The organism is Methylomonas albis (genome assembly GCF_014850955.1).
GTDB lineage: Bacteria > Pseudomonadota > Gammaproteobacteria > Methylococcales > Methylomonadaceae > Methylomonas > Methylomonas albis.
The window spans coordinates 2,645,936-2,660,151 of record NZ_JACXSS010000001.1 but is presented as its reverse complement, the minus strand read 5'-3'; the positions used below and the strand labels follow the sequence as shown (position 1 = coordinate 2,660,151).

17 protein-coding genes and 1 tRNA gene are annotated in these 14,216 nt (G+C 48.0%); 6 read left to right on the top strand and 12 right to left on the bottom strand.

Translation table 11 applies throughout. From position 1 onward, the window contains the following. Positions 1-9: 9 nt before the first annotated feature. Positions 10-1,230 (top strand): NADH:ubiquinone reductase (Na(+)-transporting) subunit F, encoded by a 1,221-nt coding sequence (gene nqrF / locus EBA_RS12225; protein ID WP_192374969.1) that lies wholly within the window; start codon positions 10-12, stop codon positions 1,228-1,230. Between the two features lie 87 nt (positions 1,231-1,317). After that, the gene (gene nqrM, locus EBA_RS12220) at positions 1,318-1,506 is read left to right on the top strand and encodes a (Na+)-NQR maturation NqrM (RefSeq protein ID WP_192374968.1); all 189 of its coding nucleotides are present in this window, start codon (positions 1,318-1,320) and stop codon (positions 1,504-1,506) included. Between the two features lie 38 nt (positions 1,507-1,544). Here nqrM and EBA_RS12215 read toward each other — a convergent pair whose 3' ends face one another. The 3 genes from EBA_RS12215 to xseA form a co-directional block, all read right to left on the bottom strand. Next, complete coding sequence (locus tag EBA_RS12215; RefSeq protein ID WP_192374967.1) at positions 1,545-2,117, bottom strand: alpha-ketoglutarate-dependent dioxygenase AlkB family protein; 573 nt, start codon at positions 2,115-2,117, stop codon at positions 1,545-1,547. After that, the gene (locus EBA_RS12210) at positions 2,114-2,518 is read right to left on the bottom strand and encodes a bacteriohemerythrin (RefSeq protein ID WP_192374966.1); all 405 of its coding nucleotides are present in this window, start codon (positions 2,516-2,518) and stop codon (positions 2,114-2,116) included. The genes EBA_RS12215 and EBA_RS12210 overlap by 4 nt, the downstream gene beginning before the upstream one ends. Positions 2,519-2,631: 113 nt before the next feature. Continuing rightward, positions 2,632-3,975, bottom strand: a complete 1,344-nt coding sequence (gene xseA / locus EBA_RS12205) for an exodeoxyribonuclease VII large subunit (protein WP_192374965.1) — start codon at positions 3,973-3,975, stop codon at positions 2,632-2,634. Positions 3,976-4,127: 152 nt separating this feature from the next. Here xseA and dmeF point away from each other — a divergent pair, with 152 nt between their 5' ends. Continuing rightward, positions 4,128-5,111 carry a CDF family Co(II)/Ni(II) efflux transporter DmeF gene (dmeF, locus tag EBA_RS12200; RefSeq protein WP_192374964.1) on the top strand — a complete coding sequence of 328 codons (984 nt, stop codon included), beginning with the start codon at positions 4,128-4,130 and terminating at the stop codon, positions 5,109-5,111. Here dmeF and EBA_RS12195 read toward each other — a convergent pair. After that, positions 5,074-5,733 (bottom strand): class I SAM-dependent methyltransferase, encoded by a 660-nt coding sequence (locus tag EBA_RS12195; protein ID WP_192374963.1) that lies wholly within the window; start codon positions 5,731-5,733, stop codon positions 5,074-5,076. The genes dmeF and EBA_RS12195 overlap by 38 nt on opposite strands. A 64-nt stretch (positions 5,734-5,797) precedes the next feature. Between EBA_RS12195 and EBA_RS12190 the strand changes: the two genes are divergently transcribed. Then, a tRNA-Asp gene (locus EBA_RS12190) sits at positions 5,798-5,874 on the top strand. Positions 5,875-5,920: 46 nt separating this feature from the next. Here the strand turns inward: EBA_RS12190 and EBA_RS12185 are convergent. Then, a complete protein-coding gene (locus tag EBA_RS12185; RefSeq protein ID WP_192374962.1) occupies positions 5,921-6,448 on the bottom strand; it encodes an NUDIX hydrolase in 528 nt (175 codons plus the stop codon). Between the two features lie 68 nt (positions 6,449-6,516). On the opposite strand from EBA_RS12185, the gene EBA_RS12180 reads away from it, so the two are divergent. Next, positions 6,517-7,146: a TetR/AcrR family transcriptional regulator gene (locus EBA_RS12180; RefSeq protein ID WP_192374961.1), complete on the top strand. Its 630-nt coding sequence runs from the start codon at positions 6,517-6,519 to the stop codon at positions 7,144-7,146. Here the strand turns inward: EBA_RS12180 and lplT are convergent. The 3 genes from lplT to EBA_RS12165 form a co-directional block, all read right to left on the bottom strand. Then, positions 7,085-8,260, bottom strand: coding sequence for a lysophospholipid transporter LplT (gene lplT / locus EBA_RS12175; protein WP_192374960.1), 1,176 nt, complete (start codon positions 8,258-8,260; stop codon positions 7,085-7,087). The genes EBA_RS12180 and lplT overlap by 62 nt on opposite strands. 199 nt (positions 8,261-8,459) lie before the next feature. After that, a complete protein-coding gene (locus tag EBA_RS12170) occupies positions 8,460-8,942 on the bottom strand; it encodes a HEPN domain-containing protein (RefSeq protein WP_192374959.1) in 483 nt (160 codons plus the stop codon). Further along, a complete protein-coding gene (locus tag EBA_RS12165; RefSeq protein WP_192374958.1) occupies positions 8,942-10,027 on the bottom strand; it encodes a DUF262 domain-containing protein in 1,086 nt (361 codons plus the stop codon). Before EBA_RS12165 ends, EBA_RS12170 begins: the two co-directional genes overlap by 1 nt. 166 nt (positions 10,028-10,193) lie before the next feature. Between EBA_RS12165 and EBA_RS12160 the strand changes: the two genes are divergently transcribed. Continuing rightward, on the top strand, positions 10,194-10,343 hold the full coding sequence (locus EBA_RS12160) for a hypothetical protein (RefSeq protein WP_192374957.1): 150 nt from the start codon (positions 10,194-10,196) through the stop codon (positions 10,341-10,343). A 75-nt stretch (positions 10,344-10,418) separates the two neighbouring features. Here the strand turns inward: EBA_RS12160 and EBA_RS12155 are convergent, their stop codons facing one another. The 4 genes from EBA_RS12155 to EBA_RS12140 form a co-directional block, all read right to left on the bottom strand. Then, on the bottom strand, positions 10,419-10,919 hold the full coding sequence (locus EBA_RS12155; protein WP_192374956.1) for a hypothetical protein: 501 nt from the start codon (positions 10,917-10,919) through the stop codon (positions 10,419-10,421). Then, positions 10,916-11,215: a nucleotidyltransferase domain-containing protein gene (locus EBA_RS12150; RefSeq protein ID WP_223146674.1), complete on the bottom strand. Its 300-nt coding sequence runs from the start codon at positions 11,213-11,215 to the stop codon at positions 10,916-10,918. The genes EBA_RS12155 and EBA_RS12150 overlap by 4 nt, the downstream gene beginning before the upstream one ends. Positions 11,216-11,247: 32 nt before the next feature. Then, complete coding sequence (locus EBA_RS12145; RefSeq protein ID WP_192374955.1) at positions 11,248-13,398, bottom strand: AMP-binding protein; 2,151 nt, start codon at positions 13,396-13,398, stop codon at positions 11,248-11,250. Positions 13,399-13,590: 192 nt separating this feature from the next. Next, the gene (locus EBA_RS12140) at positions 13,591-14,202 is read right to left on the bottom strand and encodes a hypothetical protein (protein ID WP_192374954.1); all 612 of its coding nucleotides are present in this window, start codon (positions 14,200-14,202) and stop codon (positions 13,591-13,593) included. Positions 14,203-14,216: the final 14 nt, after the last annotated feature.

The following is a 14,216-nucleotide window of genomic DNA, read 5'->3' as shown; positions in this document are numbered from 1 at the left end:
GGTATCGTAATGCTGGAAATTGCATTAGGTGTTATTTTCTTCACGGTCATCGTGATAGCGCTGGTGTTTTTAATTATCGGCGCCAAGAGTAAATTGGTGGCCTCCGGAGACGTGGAAATTCTAATCAATCATGAGAAGAAAATCCGTGTACCGGTTGGGTCTAAGTTGTTAACAGCACTGGCGGATAACCAGTTGTTTGTCTCCTCCGCTTGCGGCGGCGGTGGCACTTGCGGTCAATGTAAAGTTAAAGTGCATAGCGGCGGCGGCGACATTCTGCCGACCGAGCAATCGCATATCACCAAGCGTGAAGCTGCGCACGGTGAACGTCTGGCTTGCCAGGTGTCCATTAAACAGAATATGGATATCGAAGTTGAAGACAGCGTATTCGGCGTAAAAAAATGGGAATGCACGGTTAAGTCCAATGACAACGTAGCCACTTTCATAAAAGAATTGGTGTTGGCGTTGCCCGAAGGCGAAGCTATCAACTATCGTGCGGGTGGTTATATTCAGATTGAATGTCCTCCACACATTTCAAAATATGCTGAGATGGAGGTTGCCGACGAATACAGGCCTGACTGGGATAAATTCAATCTGTGGCGTTATGTGTCCGATGTAAAAGAGCCTACTCTGCGTGCGTACTCAATGGCATCATATCCTGAAGAAAAGGAAATTATGCTGAACGTCAGGATCGCCACTCCGCCTCCAGGCGGTGCAGACGGCATTCCTCCGGGCATTATGTCGTCGTTTATCTTCAATCTGAAGCCAGGCGACAAAGTATTCGTTTCCGGTCCTTACGGCGAATTTTTCGCTAAAGAAACCGATGCGGAAATGGTCTTTATCGGTGGCGGTGCTGGTATGGCACCCATGCGTTCACATATCTTCGATCAATTGCGTAGACTGAAGTCCAAACGCAAAATGACCTTCTGGTATGGTGCCCGCAGCAAACGCGAAATGTTCTATGTAGAAGATTTTGATATGCTGGCCAAAGAAAACGATAATTTCGAATGGCATGTGGCATTGTCGGATGCGTTACCTGAAGATAACTGGAAAGGTTACACCGGCTTCATCCATAACGTGTTGTTCGAAGAGTTCATTAAGAACCATCCGAATCCGGAAGACTGTGAATATTACATGTGCGGACCACCAATCATGAACTCTTCAGTAATCAACATGTTGCTTGCTAACGGTGTTGACCCTGAAAATATTATGTTGGATGATTTCGGCGGTTAATTTATATTAATCTGACACGAATAACAGGGAGCGGTTTTCGGATCGCTCCTTTTTTCGTTTCAGCGATTAGAAAAACAGGAGAAAAAAATGGGTTATTTTTTAGTAACGTTTTTGTTTATGTTGATCGTTATTGCTGTAATGGCGGTCGGCGTGATTTTTGGTCGGCATGCAATCAAAGGTTCTTGCGGTGGTACCGGCAACTGTGTCTGCAGTGAGAAGTGCGACAAAAGAAAAAAATTTGAAGCTGAGCAATCTCAAGTATTGGAGCAACATTAATCGTTGTCGCTCTAAGAAGTTAAGTGACGTTAAACAAGCTAATTGGGAGCGATAACTTTCCGGAATGTTAAGTTTATGCGTCCTTGAGTCAGCTTCTTATCGATAGGAATACTATGCAGCCAGTGATGTTGAAAATCGGGCTGCATAATCAATAGCGTTCCGCTAGTGAGTAAAATACCGCCGCTTTCTGCGGTTTTTTTATGCCGGAATGCAAATTGCCGGGTTGCTCCCAGCGTCAATGACGCTATGAAGGGCCTTTCTCCCAACTCCGCTTCGTTATCCGCATGCCAACCTACATAATCCTCACCGTTTCGGTACAAGTTTACCAAAACGGAATTAAACGAAAAGTTTAAGAAGTGTTCGATTTTTTGCCGTATATCCGATAGCAACGGCGTCCAGGGCCTAGTTTTTAACAGATTGTTGCTGTAGCTATAAACTATTCCCGGATCGGCATGCCAGGTTTGCAGGCGAGGTAAGGTGAACTCCCGACCGGCAACGCTATAACAATTGTCTGGCCAATTCTGTTCCTGGAGTAAGCGCCTATAGAGAGTGCTGCTTTCGTCAGAGTCGTAAAAATCTTTTATTACTCTAAGGTCCTTATCAGGTTTCATTCGTCGGGTAATTCCTGCTGAGTTTTGATATGCGCGGCCAACGCGCTGTCCATTGTCGTAATGTGCAGCAAAAACCACTGCGGCAGACGCTCTTTTACAAATGCACGGCCAAAGGGGATTAACCCTTTGTCGATACGAGTTTTAAACTGTTTGAATTCTCCTAAAACCCGTTGATGTTCGCCTTTATGTTCGCTTTCTGCCGGAAATCTAAATTGTGCCATTAACCGATTTTCGGATTCAAAATGTTCTTCGGTGTGTTGATACAACTGCGTGAATAATCCGGGGAAGTCGGTGTTATTGGCATTATCCAATTGATTTATCAGATCGATAAATATGCTGTGATCATTATCGATGAGAGCGTAGCCAACACTCAGAGGAATAGTTGTTTCAAATATTGTCATATAAACACTCGCGCGATTCGTAAACTACTTAAATAAGCATGTTTTATGCCTGACAAATGTCGGCGATAAACTTGAGGGAAGAGCGATAGTTAATCATTAAATCAGAACAAGATTTAATCCGGGATTACCTCTTTAACCTCGCTAACGATGCGACCATCCGCTAATCGACTATCGATTAGCTCATGCTTGGTTAGCTGTGTAACCGACTTGATTAGCTGCGAACTGTCACATTTTTGCACAATAGCATAACCCCGCTCCAGCGTTGCCAGAGGACTGACTGCGTTTAAGGTTTGTGCAGCCGTGTGTTGTCGGCTTTGCAACGTTGTTAGTTTAACGTTCATGGAACGGCTTAAACGCTGTTGGAAATAATCAAGATGTTGCCGATAGCCTTGAATCGCAGCCAACGGCTGGTGAAGGTGTAAGCGTCGCTCGTTTAACGCTAATTGTTGTCGATTGTGCTGCAGACTGCCTTGTATTGCTCTATTCAAGCGTTGTTCCCATTCGTCGAGGCGCTGGGCATTGCGTTGCAGTTTTTCGCCGGGATGTTGGGTTTGCAAGGCTTTGTTCAACCAGTTCAATCGCACTTGCTGCTGCTGTAATTTGCCTTGTATCTGCCGAGCCAATCGGCGCTCGATATTAGTAACGCGGTTCAGCCACGCGGATTGATCCGGCACGGCATGTTCGGCGGCTGCCGATGGCGTTGGTGCGCGCAAGTCTGCAACGAAATCGGCGATGCTGAAATCCACTTCATGGCCAATCGCGGAAATGACCGGAATCCGGCTGGCGGCTACCGCTCGGGCCACGATTTCTTCGTTAAAGGCCCATAAATCTTCCAGCGAACCACCGCCGCGTGCCAGTATGATCACGTCCACTAGGTCTTGTTTGTTTGCAGTTTCCAGTGCCGTGCTAATTTCGAATTTGGCACTATCACCTTGAACCGCTACCGGGTAGATCAGAACTGGGATTGCCGGGAAGCGTCTTTTCAATACACTAAGGATGTCGTGTATGGCTGCGCCGCGGGCCGAGGTGATGACGCCGATTTGCTTAGGCAGTTGCGGTATCGGTTTCTTACGGCTTTGCTCGAATAGGCCTTCCAGCAATAGTTTTTGCTTTAGGCGTTCGTAAGCCAGCCGTAATGCGCCATCGCCGGCTTCTTCCAGTTGTTCCACCACCAACTGGTAGTCGCCGCGTGGTTCGTACAAGCTGACTTGAGCAGTGGCGACGACCAAATTACCGTTGGCCGGTTTGAAAAGCAGCCGTTGCTGTTGGCCCTTGAACATCGCACAGCGGATCTGGGCTTGGGCGTCTTTTAGCGTGAAGTAGTAATGGCCGGAAGAAGGCAGGCTGAGATTGGAAATCTCACCTTGCACTTGGACGGTGAGGAAGTGGCTGGCCAGCAAACGTTTGGCTTCACGGTTGAGCTGGGATACGCTGAATATATGCGCGGAATTACTCATCGGATGGTTGAAAGTCGATGGCGAAGAAGTTCAAAATCGTATTTTACGGTGGTTCGCCGTAAATAACAGATGCTTTTGCTTTGCGGAGGGTGTTTCCAGTTAAGCTGCGCTAGAATGGTGCTTCGATGAACGTGGAGAACAAGGAACTACAGATGCATGAACATCAATTGAGTAACTGGCAACATTCGCATAATTTCGCGCGGATCAATCGCAAAGGCGAGCGGCGTACCAAATGGGTGCTGTTGCTGACGTTTGCGACGATGATTGTGGAAATTGTCGCCGGCATGCAGTTTCATTCCATGGCTTTGTTAGCCGACGGTTGGCACATGGCCACGCATGTGGTGGCTTTTATGATTGCTATCTTCGCTTATCGGTACACTCGCATCCACCAAGATGACCAAACTTTTGCTTTTAGCCCGGCCAAGGTGGGGATACTGGGCGGTTTTGCCAGTTCTATTGCCTTGGCAATGGTGGCATTGGTGATGACTGCCGATTCGGTGGAACGCTTGCTGATGCCTGAAATCATTCGCTTCGATGAGGCTATTTTGGTGGCACAAGTGGGTTTGCTGATCAATTTGTTAAGTGCGCTGTTGTTGCGAGACCATCACGATCATCACCATGGGCACAATCATAACCACCACCATGAGCATGGCCATCACGATGACGATGAGCATGACCATCATCCCCATCATCAGGATCATAATCTCCGGGCAGCGTATATACATGTAATGGCCGATGCGCTAACCTCGGTATTAGCTATTGTCGCATTGGTTGCCGGTAAATATTATGGATGGGTTTGGCTGGACACCGTGATGGGTTTTGTCGGCGCTACGGTGATTCTGGTTTGGGCATATGGCTTAATCAAAGAAACCAGTCCGGTATTGCTGGACCAAAGCCTCGATCAGCGTTATACACAGGCGATGCAAGCCGCGTTGGAGGAAGATGGCGAATGCCGGGTCAGCGACCTGCATGTTTGGCCAGTCAGCGCCAATCATTATTCGGCAATCGTGGTGTTGGTCACGCAGGAGCCTAAGTCACCTAATTATTACAAGACCCTGCTAGCCAAATTCGCGCGGCTCGACCATATCACCGTAGAGGTTAATCGCTGCAACGGTCTGGACTGCGTTGCAGAATAATCACGTCGTTGCCGATGAATTCGATTTGACAGTTGTAACGCGCCGCCAGCCAGTAAAAAGTGGGCCGGGAAAAAAAACTGATGTGGGTCTGATCGTTTTTGTAATGCCATTTGGCAAACGCTTCAGCATCGACAACCAATTTGGTCATAATGCCCAGCCAACCGCCGGGTTTCAATAAATCAAACAGCGTGTCGAATTCACTTTTTGGCGCACGGAAATGCTCTACTACTTCAGTGCAGACGATAAAGTCGTATGCTTGTTGCAGATGCTCAGGAAAGTCCGCATAGAATGGGTCATAGAGTTTCATGCGGTGTCCTTGGGCTTTTAACAGGTCCGCCAGCGCCGGACCGGGACCGCAGCCGTAATCCAGGCCTTCGGAATTGTTCGGTAATCTTTCGAGCAAAGGCTTTGCCAATCGGCATAGAAACTTAATGTAGCCGGGGTCGTCAACATCATTTTGATGCAGATCGTAAATGGCTTGTTCTTGGCTTGGCGGTAAGTGCTGCGCACAGTCAACGTACACCAATAAGCAGTGCCGGCAACGGCTGTATACGCGTTTCGAGTCGCTATGAAAATGGCGGGTATCGGCACTGGTACAGAGTGGGCAGGGTGGTGCCGGCATATTTAATTTAGGCTTTTGCTTGACGCGAGGTTGATATGCTGTAGAATGCGCCGCTCTCTACTGCGGAGCGGTAGTTCAGTTGGTTAGAATACCGGCCTGTCACGCCGGGGGTCGCGGGTTCGAGTCCCGTCCGCTCCGCCACTTTTTTGGTTTACCCGCAGTTTTCATCTCAGCGTTTTACTTATCTTCAGAATAAGGCCCGCGCATCCATATGGTTTGGGAATTTCCTGAACCGTTGCCAGATAATTTTGAAGGTAAGCGTCAACGTCGGATCGTTACTAGCGACGCGCTCATCGACACTGGGCCGATTCAACCAGCAGCCTTCATCAATTTCCTCAGCCGCCAAGCTAAACGGTCCGTTATGCCGGCAGCGGTAGACCTGAATAAATTCCATGCCTAGTTCCGGGCTGGGTTCTAATTTGAATAAGGCCTCTAGGCTGTCTACAGACACACCCAATTCTTCTTGTAACTCACGCGGTGCACATCTGATGTAGCTTTCGCCGGCGTCGACATGGCCGGCCGCCGAGCTGTCCCATAAGCCTTTATTCAGGTCTTTTTTCATCGAGCGTTTTTGCAGAAATAACTGGTCGTGATCGTTGAATACCAGAATATGCACGGCCCGATGTCGCAGACCTTTGGCGTGAATTTCAGATCTTGGTTGTTGTGCAATAACGGCATCGTCTATATCGACGACATCGAGAAGCTCGTTGTGCATGTAAACTATCGATTCCTGGGGCAAGGTCGTGTATGGTAGCCGTTTTTAGTGCATGTCGCAGAGAACATATGGCAAGAAGAAGCGAACATAGTCAGGAACAAATCAAAGAAATGGTAATGGTTGCAGCGGAAACCATTGTCATCGAGGAAGGGGTTAGCGCATTAACAGTGCGCAAAATCGCCATGGAAATTGGCTATACCGTGGGTAGCATTTACATGGTGTTTGCCAATATGGACGATTTGTTTACCCACGTCAAAGGCCGGACACTGGATGAGTTGGCAAAGCAATTGACCGACTGCGTGCCGCCCGCCAGCGTAGAGCAGCATATTCTGACGTTGGCTGAAACCTATTTGAATTTTGCGGCCCAGCATTTCAATCGCTGGCGGATGATTTTCGATATTCAGAGCGCGGAACCTCAGCCCGAGTGGTATCAGCAAAAAACCGCACAGATGTTTGCGATTGTGGAAGTGTTGTTTATCCAACTGACACCCGGCAGTTCGCACGAGCAAAGCCGCCTTGCTGCTAGAACCTTGTGGAGTGGCGTACATGGAATCTGTATTTTGTCGCTGACCGCCAAACCGCAAGTCAGCGATATTGAAGCGTCCAAACTCAGCGTGGATTTATTGGTACAGACCTTTATTCAAGGCTGGAAGACGCTGGCTCCACTTCAGGTAAATGCCAAACCACCAGAAAAGTAGCCACCAGTAGTAACACGCCCAAACCGATTAGCGCGGAAATTGGCGTTACTTGTTCGGCAGCAGCCAGGGTATAGCCGCCTACCGACAATAACATAGCTACGTTCTGGAAAAAGTTCTGCATCGCCACAGCGCCGCCACTGCCAATACTTTGTTGACCAAGATCCTGAAGCGCGGCGTTGACCGGTACGATAAATATGCCGCCGGCCATACCCATAAAAAACAACACAAAACGCGCCGGCCAGACTGCCTCGGTAAAACTCAGGGCGATGATGAATATGCTCATCAAATACGCCGGGATGCGCGCGCGGCGCAAATGTTCCAGCGGAATCAAGCGCGGCACCATTACCGAACCGGCGATGATGCCTATAGCCAAAAACAGCGTCAGGTTGGCAATGTCGCTGGCGTTATGCGTCATTAATACCAAGGGCGCCCAAGCGATGATAATTACCCGCACACAGGCTGCTGCGGCCCAAAATAAAGAGGCGCCCAACACCGCGAACCTGGCGCGCGGCATGAGCAAAAAAGTTTTCACTTCCCGGTAAAACAGTAAGATTTTCGAGCCGGATGGCGGCGCTTTGCGCAAACCAACCGGTAAGAACAGGGTAGTGGCCGCCGAGATCAAATATAGCGCGATTGTTGCTATTAGTGCCCAGCTGGTCGAATAGTCGGCAAGCTGGGCGCCAACTACCATGCCGGTCAATATCGCCAATATCGTCGAACCTTCGATCCAGCTATTGGCTTTAACCAAGCCGTTATGTCCGGCCAGTTCCGGCAAAATGCCATATTTAGCTGGGCTGTAAAGCGCCGCGCCGACGCCGACGATGCAGTAAGCCAACAATGGCTCTACTTTAAATAGCAACAAGCCGGCGCCGCAGGCCTTGATTAGATTGGCGACAATCAATACCCGCGATTTGGCATGACTGTCCGCAAAGCCGCCCACCCAGGGTGCCAGGACCACGAATGCCACTAGAAATACGCTTTGCAGCGCAGGCACATACCAACTGACCGGGTGCGCGTCTTGCATCACCATCGCGATGACCGTAAACAATATGGCGTTGTCGGCAAATGCCGAGAGGAATTGGGCGAGAAGGAGAGGGTAGAGGTGTTTGCTCATGGGTTGGCTCGGTTGGCAAAAAACGTTTCTTTTAAAAAAATCGGGAAGTATCGCGATGACTGTTGGCCTAGGTTTTTGTAGCAGGGGCGGTGATGTAGGAGGCGCATCGGTCGCGATTGATGTGCTTCACTTTGTTCAGTTATATGGGCCTTCATAGCGCACTCCCAGCGTTAAATTAGGAGCGAGCGAGAATTGTTTGTTAACTAGTGACTTCCAGAACCGACTCAACATTCGCAATAATCTGTTTTGTTAATGGGTATTTCTCCTTAAGCTCACGAAAGGTAAGATTAAGACTGCCCTTCTTATGTACCACTGCATGCCTAGCTTTCAACAATGAATCCCATGCAGCATGTTCTGGAGAGTTTTCAATGTTATCCATAAAAGATGATTTGTAACTTCCGTCAAACCTATTTAAAGTTTCGTTTATTTTTGATAAATCTGGGCTTCTGAATTTCTGTGACAAAGTTTTCTTTATGTAGTTTGCAGCATGAGTGTCACCGCACTTATCAGCCCTTTTAAAAAATATAGACTCTAAATGATCCTCATATTCAGATACAATTAATACGATTAAACCGGACACTAAAAACGACTCTATTTCTTTGTCTTTAACGTTTGTAGGGTCAAGGTTGGAAATATGTGCGGCACATATTTCTAACGCATTCTCTATTCTTTGGTAAAGCATTAATCCACCAAGTAATGCTTAGCTAGTACCATTCTTAGCTCAACTACAGAATCATCTGCCGTCGCACCGCGAACGCCTTTAACAAAACTTTCATCTTGCTTAAGGGATTCAAATCGTTTTTTTAAATCATCTTTAAATCCATGTTTTGCTAGGACTGTAAATGTAGAGTCGAAAACAGCGACGTTAAGTCCTGACCAAATATGGAATGGTTTTTCTCCTAGAAAAGCTACAACATTGTCGCAAGTGCCTTTGAAAATCTGCTCGAAAGTCCGAGCTTTTTCAAGGTTAATATGTTGATTATCGCGCATAAAATTTGACATAAAATCTTTGATTGGTCGTTCATAATTATGGCCGTTTTCATAGAATGAAAAAAAACGTAGAATTAATTCAACATCCTTCTGGCGTTTATGATTAGGAATGCTGCCAAATATTTTTCTCCAATTATCGTATTTGTTTAACTCGCATAATAAGTTATTGAATGATCCATGGTAGACGCAGTTACGTATTTCCTGGCCTACCAGCTGGGTGCCTCCTGTGTTTAATCTCTCAAATATATGATAAACACTTGTGTTTCCATTAGGAGTAATCTGCTTGATTACGAATGCCCGTAAAACGCTATCATTTAGTTTGTTGAATGCAGCCTGATCAGAGTCTTCAAGATCCGCATAACTTTTATTGTAATAGGGGCTATTCTCGTTTAGGCCTGTAAGTTTAAACACCTTGCGACGACCGTTGCTATCTTGTTCACCGAAGTAACCGTCAAAAAAATATACAACCGAAATTAGTCGCTGTTGCCCATCAATAACTAATTGTTCATTATTAATGTCATCTGTAAATAAAAATATCGCAGGCACAGGAAGCCCCAGTAAAAAAGACTCAATTAAACGGCTTGCTTGTTTGATATTCCATACATAGTTTCTTTGAAATCCAGGTACAGTCATAGTGCCCTTCTTAAATTTAGAAACTAAACCTTCCAAAGTGAAATCGGCAGGATAAGTAATAACTTCATAAGTCGCTGGAGTTGATTCTAAGTCGTTATTTTCGCTTTGAATGTCTTCCAAGCCTTCGTTGTAATCTGATGCCATTTTCTCTCTCTTTTTGATCTATATTTATTCTAGGACCGTAGGTTGGGCAGAGCAACGCGAAGCTCAACACGTCAGTTATTCAAGGTGTGATAATCTTAATTGTTGGGCTTCATTGCATTCAGCCCAACCTACAGAATTACCTCGCCGTCAGTTTTTGGTTGATCCCTTGTTTACGCTAATTATGCCGAATAACTCGGTAATTAACGACCGCTCGATGTTATTCAATAAATCGGCCATTGTTATATTCGATAAAATCAGACGTCATTATTATCCGGCATCCACCAAGCTGGCGGCCAGCTTGGTGGATGCCGGATAATCGACCTTACCGGTCGCCAGAACCGTAGGTGCGGAACGCGTAATCGTACAAATGGTTGTCTCCTATTACGCTACGCTAATCGGAGCTACTACTCTGTAAACGTTCTATAAGGTGTTGAGCCGCCAATAACAACTGCCCGGCAGCCGATAGCAGCGACGGCACAAAGCGATGGCCGCTATTCAGCGCGTTTGCTAGTACCGTGAGGTCCTCAATGTATTCATGCACCATTTGATTTCGCAAGCGTCGCATGGTCAGCCAGTCATCGGTCGATGCTATCCAGTCCAATCGTTCGGCGCGGTCCAGATTATCGATTGCCGCGCCGACTTGTTCGCCCGAGACCGACAGCAATACCGGCAATAATTTATCGGCCAGGGTGTCTTGCAGTCGTCCGAAACGGCCGACAAATGCCTCGACTCGTTCGGCCAATTCGATGTCGGCCGTTAAGCGCCCGGCCAGTTCTTCATCAAAGGGGATGGTGAAAAGCCGTTGGTCCGTAGTTCGCAAATAATCGGCTTCTTTTTGCACGACACGCCGTAAAAACAGCAAACGCTCCAGATTGACGTCAGGCTTGTTCATAACAATATACCTGCTTGGCGAGCGATTTTATGTAATGGGGTTTGTTGCAAATTGGGTGCAGCTACCACCACATCGACCTTACGCCCACCCATCTGCCTGGATACCTTGCCGGCCAATTGAGCCGCCAGCAATGCCGGTTCAATTATGGGGTCATCGCTTTCGACCAATAAGTCCACATCCCCGCCGCGCGCAGTATCGTCCAGTCGCGAACCAAACAGGCGTAATCGGGTATTGACGCCAAAGACTTGCTTAGCGGTATACGCCATCAATCGTGCTTGCTCTGTCGATATTCGCATATCGTGCCTCCTGCAAGGATGCCTGTTTTGTGTTATGAATTACCCAGCAATTCCGCCGCCAGCTTGGTCGCGCCCGGATAATCTGTTTTTCCGGTCGCCAATACCGGCAGTTTATCCAGCACAAACACTTTCTTGGGTAGATTGATGGTGGCGACACCCGTTGAGGCCTCACCTAATTGTTTGGCGTTGGCGTCGCGGCGGGTGGTCAACAATACGAGTTGTTCGCCCTTTTTAGGGTCGGGTAAGCTCACGACAATATGTTGCGCTTCCGGCCAAGCGTGGATGGCCAACTGCTCGACGGCAGTCAGCGACACCATTTCCCCGCCTATTTTTGCGAAACGTTTGCTACGGCCTTGAATATGGATGAATCCCTCGTCGTCGACATGAACGATGTCGCCGGTATCGTACCAGCCTTCGCCGTAGGCGGCGGAGCAGGGAGGCACCAATACGCCGGGATTATCCGGCAATAAATAACCTTTCATGATGTTCGGGCCGGCGACATGCAATTTGCCGGCATTTTCTATGCCGGGCACGGGTTCCAGCTTATGCAACATGTCCGGCATGAAGCGGCCTACGCTGCCGGCTTTATAGTCCATTGGCGTATTTACCGAGGTTACCGGGGATGTTTCGGTTGCGCCGTAGCCTTCCAAGATGCGAATGCCAAATTTATCCAGCCAAGTGGTGCGCGTGGTTTCTTGTAACTTTTCCGCACCGGCTACCACGTATCGCAGAGAGTAAAAGTCGTAAGGATGGGCTTTTTTTGCATAAGCAGCCAAGAAAGTGTTGGTGCCGAACATGATGGTTGCACCCACTTCGTAAGCCATTTCTGGGATTACTGCATAATGCAGTGGCGACGGGTAGAAGAAGCTGGTCATGCCGTTCAAGATGGGCATCATCGTACCGACCGTGAAGCCGAAGGAATGGAACATCGGTAGAAAATTTAGTACGACGTCGCCTGGGCCGAAATCGATGCGCGACCTGATTTGTTTATGATTGGCCAGAATGTTGGCGTGCGACAACACTACGCCTTTCGGCAAGCCTTCCGAGCCAGAGGTAAACAACACCACCGCCGCATCGTCGGCATCGTAATCGTGGCTTTTGTACCAAAGTCTCGCAGTTTTAGCTTGTAGCAAGCCGGTCAATTTGTCGAAACTTGTCAATGATGTCGCCAAGTCTTCCAGGTAAATCAGCTTGACATGTTGCTCCAGGATCGCCGCTTCCTCTCCCAGATGCGCCAGCTCAATGAACTTGCGTGAAGTCAAAACGATGTTGATTTTTCCGGTGCTACAGGCAGCGGCCATCCCGGCGGCACCAATCGAATAATTCAACATCGCCGGTACTCGTTGATAAATCTGTAAGCCCAACACTACGTTCAAAGTCTTGCAGCTATTGGGCAGTAACACGCCGACATTCTCGCCGGCTTGCGTGATGCTTTTTATGAGCTTGCCTACGATGAGGCTGCGAGTGATCAGCGCGTCGTAACTTATAGGTTTGCGTTCCAGGTCTTCGGCAACGGTGTAACGTCCACCATGCAGCGCGCGCGCTTCCAGTAAGGCCTCGAAGATGGTTTGTTGATAATGACTGGTGGCAAACATCATTTCGGTCATGATGTCGGCCAGGATGTGGCCACTGTGTTTGCGGCGGGCTTTGCCGGTCACTTCGCCGTGCGTCTCTATCAGCGTTGGCGGCAATATATGAATGGCAATACGCGGAAACCAGTGTTGACGCGCACCGCCTAGCTTGGAAAACCGGCTGTACTCGGCACCTTCAATGCGAACCGGCAATAAGGTTGCGCCGGATTTATCCGCAACCATGCCGGTGCCGTCGTAGATTTTCATCAACGAACCGGTCACGGTGATACGGCCTTCCGGAAAAATAACGGTTTTGGTGTCGTTTTGCAAATGATGGATCAGCGCTTTTAAAGATAGCGGATGGGTGGGATCCATCGGAAATACTTTGGATAAACGCAAAAACGGTTTCAGCCACCAGCGTTCGGAGATTTGTGTATTGATCGCAAAGGTAATGTCGTCCGGCAAAAACACACCCAATAACAATGGGTCGAGAAACGACGTGTGATTAGCTACTATCAATACTCGGTTGCCAGCTTTAGCATAATTTTCCAGTCCGTGGACCTTCACTCGATAGACCAGCGTCAGCAGCCAGCGTAAAACAATTTTTAACATAGTATTCCTCCCGTAAGCGCATATTAGCAGACAGTTTGCGATTTGCCGGGGAGGCACTATAACGATAAACTAAACACTGTTCAATTGGATTTTTTCATATTGAAAACACAAATAAAAAAGCCATCTCTCTCAAGATGGCTTTTTGCGGATTTTGCCGGTGGACGGAGACTGCCGAGAAGACTTCTTCAGCAATTATGCCGTGATTTTTCCCGCACTTTTGCTTATGGCGCCAAATACCGCCAACAAGCCCGGAACAAACAAAAATATCGAGGCTGGCACCGGAACTGCCGCAAGCGCGGATACTTTGACGTTTCCACCTTGCGTTGAGCCGCTGACCGAAGTGCCGTCGAAAGTGAAGATAGCGGGATTGCTGAAATTGATTAAGTAGGCAGTATTAATCGGGCTAACCGTCAGCGCTTTGAATTTAACGGTGCCCAATAAAGTAGGCCCGGTGATATTCAAGCCCCCGGTTGCTAGACTGTCAGCGGCTATAGCTTCGGCAAAATGGATTGAGCCAGGGGCAATGCTATTTGCAAAGCTAGCATCCGTGTCTGCACCAAATACGGTGGCAGAGGTCAACGATTGAGCCAATAAGTTCGTGCTGCTGTATGTCAGGTAGAAATCGAAGCCACCGAAGTCTGGTAAACCGTCGGCATAGATATATGCGTCAAAAGTCGAACCAACTGAAGTAGTGTAGATATTCGAATTGTTTGGAAATTTAAGACTAAGTGTGGTCGCTTCGGCTGTATGGAATATACCAACGAAAGCCAGGGCAATCAGTTTAACAAATACATTTTTGTTCATAATAGATTTTGTGG

Bases quoted from the DNA above. Each gene is read 5' to 3' on its own strand.
- nqrF (WP_192374969.1), top strand. From the start codon at position 10: ATGCTGGAAATTGCATTAGGTGTTATTTTCTTCACGGTCATCGTGATA.
- nqrM (WP_192374968.1), top strand. From the start codon at position 1,318: ATGGGTTATTTTTTAGTAACGTTTTTGTTTATGTTGATCGTTATTGCT.
- EBA_RS12215 (WP_192374967.1), bottom strand. From the start codon at position 2,117: ATGAAACCTGATAAGGACCTTAGAGTAATAAAAGATTTTTACGACTCT.
- EBA_RS12210 (WP_192374966.1), bottom strand. From the start codon at position 2,518: ATGACAATATTTGAAACAACTATTCCTCTGAGTGTTGGCTACGCTCTC.
- xseA (WP_192374965.1), bottom strand. From the start codon at position 3,975: ATGAGTAATTCCGCGCATATATTCAGCGTATCCCAGCTCAACCGTGAA.
- dmeF (WP_192374964.1), top strand. From the start codon at position 4,128: ATGCATGAACATCAATTGAGTAACTGGCAACATTCGCATAATTTCGCG.
- EBA_RS12195 (WP_192374963.1), bottom strand. From the start codon at position 5,733: ATGCCGGCACCACCCTGCCCACTCTGTACCAGTGCCGATACCCGCCAT.
- EBA_RS12185 (WP_192374962.1), bottom strand. From the start codon at position 6,448: ATGCACAACGAGCTTCTCGATGTCGTCGATATAGACGATGCCGTTATT.
- EBA_RS12180 (WP_192374961.1), top strand. From the start codon at position 6,517: ATGGCAAGAAGAAGCGAACATAGTCAGGAACAAATCAAAGAAATGGTA.
- lplT (WP_192374960.1), bottom strand. From the start codon at position 8,260: ATGAGCAAACACCTCTACCCTCTCCTTCTCGCCCAATTCCTCTCGGCA.
- EBA_RS12170 (WP_192374959.1), bottom strand. From the start codon at position 8,942: ATGCTTTACCAAAGAATAGAGAATGCGTTAGAAATATGTGCCGCACAT.
- EBA_RS12165 (WP_192374958.1), bottom strand. From the start codon at position 10,027: ATGGCATCAGATTACAACGAAGGCTTGGAAGACATTCAAAGCGAAAAT.
- EBA_RS12155 (WP_192374956.1), bottom strand. From the start codon at position 10,919: ATGAACAAGCCTGACGTCAATCTGGAGCGTTTGCTGTTTTTACGGCGT.
- EBA_RS12150 (WP_223146674.1), bottom strand. From the start codon at position 11,215: ATGCGAATATCGACAGAGCAAGCACGATTGATGGCGTATACCGCTAAG.
- EBA_RS12145 (WP_192374955.1), bottom strand. From the start codon at position 13,398: ATGTTAAAAATTGTTTTACGCTGGCTGCTGACGCTGGTCTATCGAGTG.
- EBA_RS12140 (WP_192374954.1), bottom strand. From the start codon at position 14,202: ATGAACAAAAATGTATTTGTTAAACTGATTGCCCTGGCTTTCGTTGGT.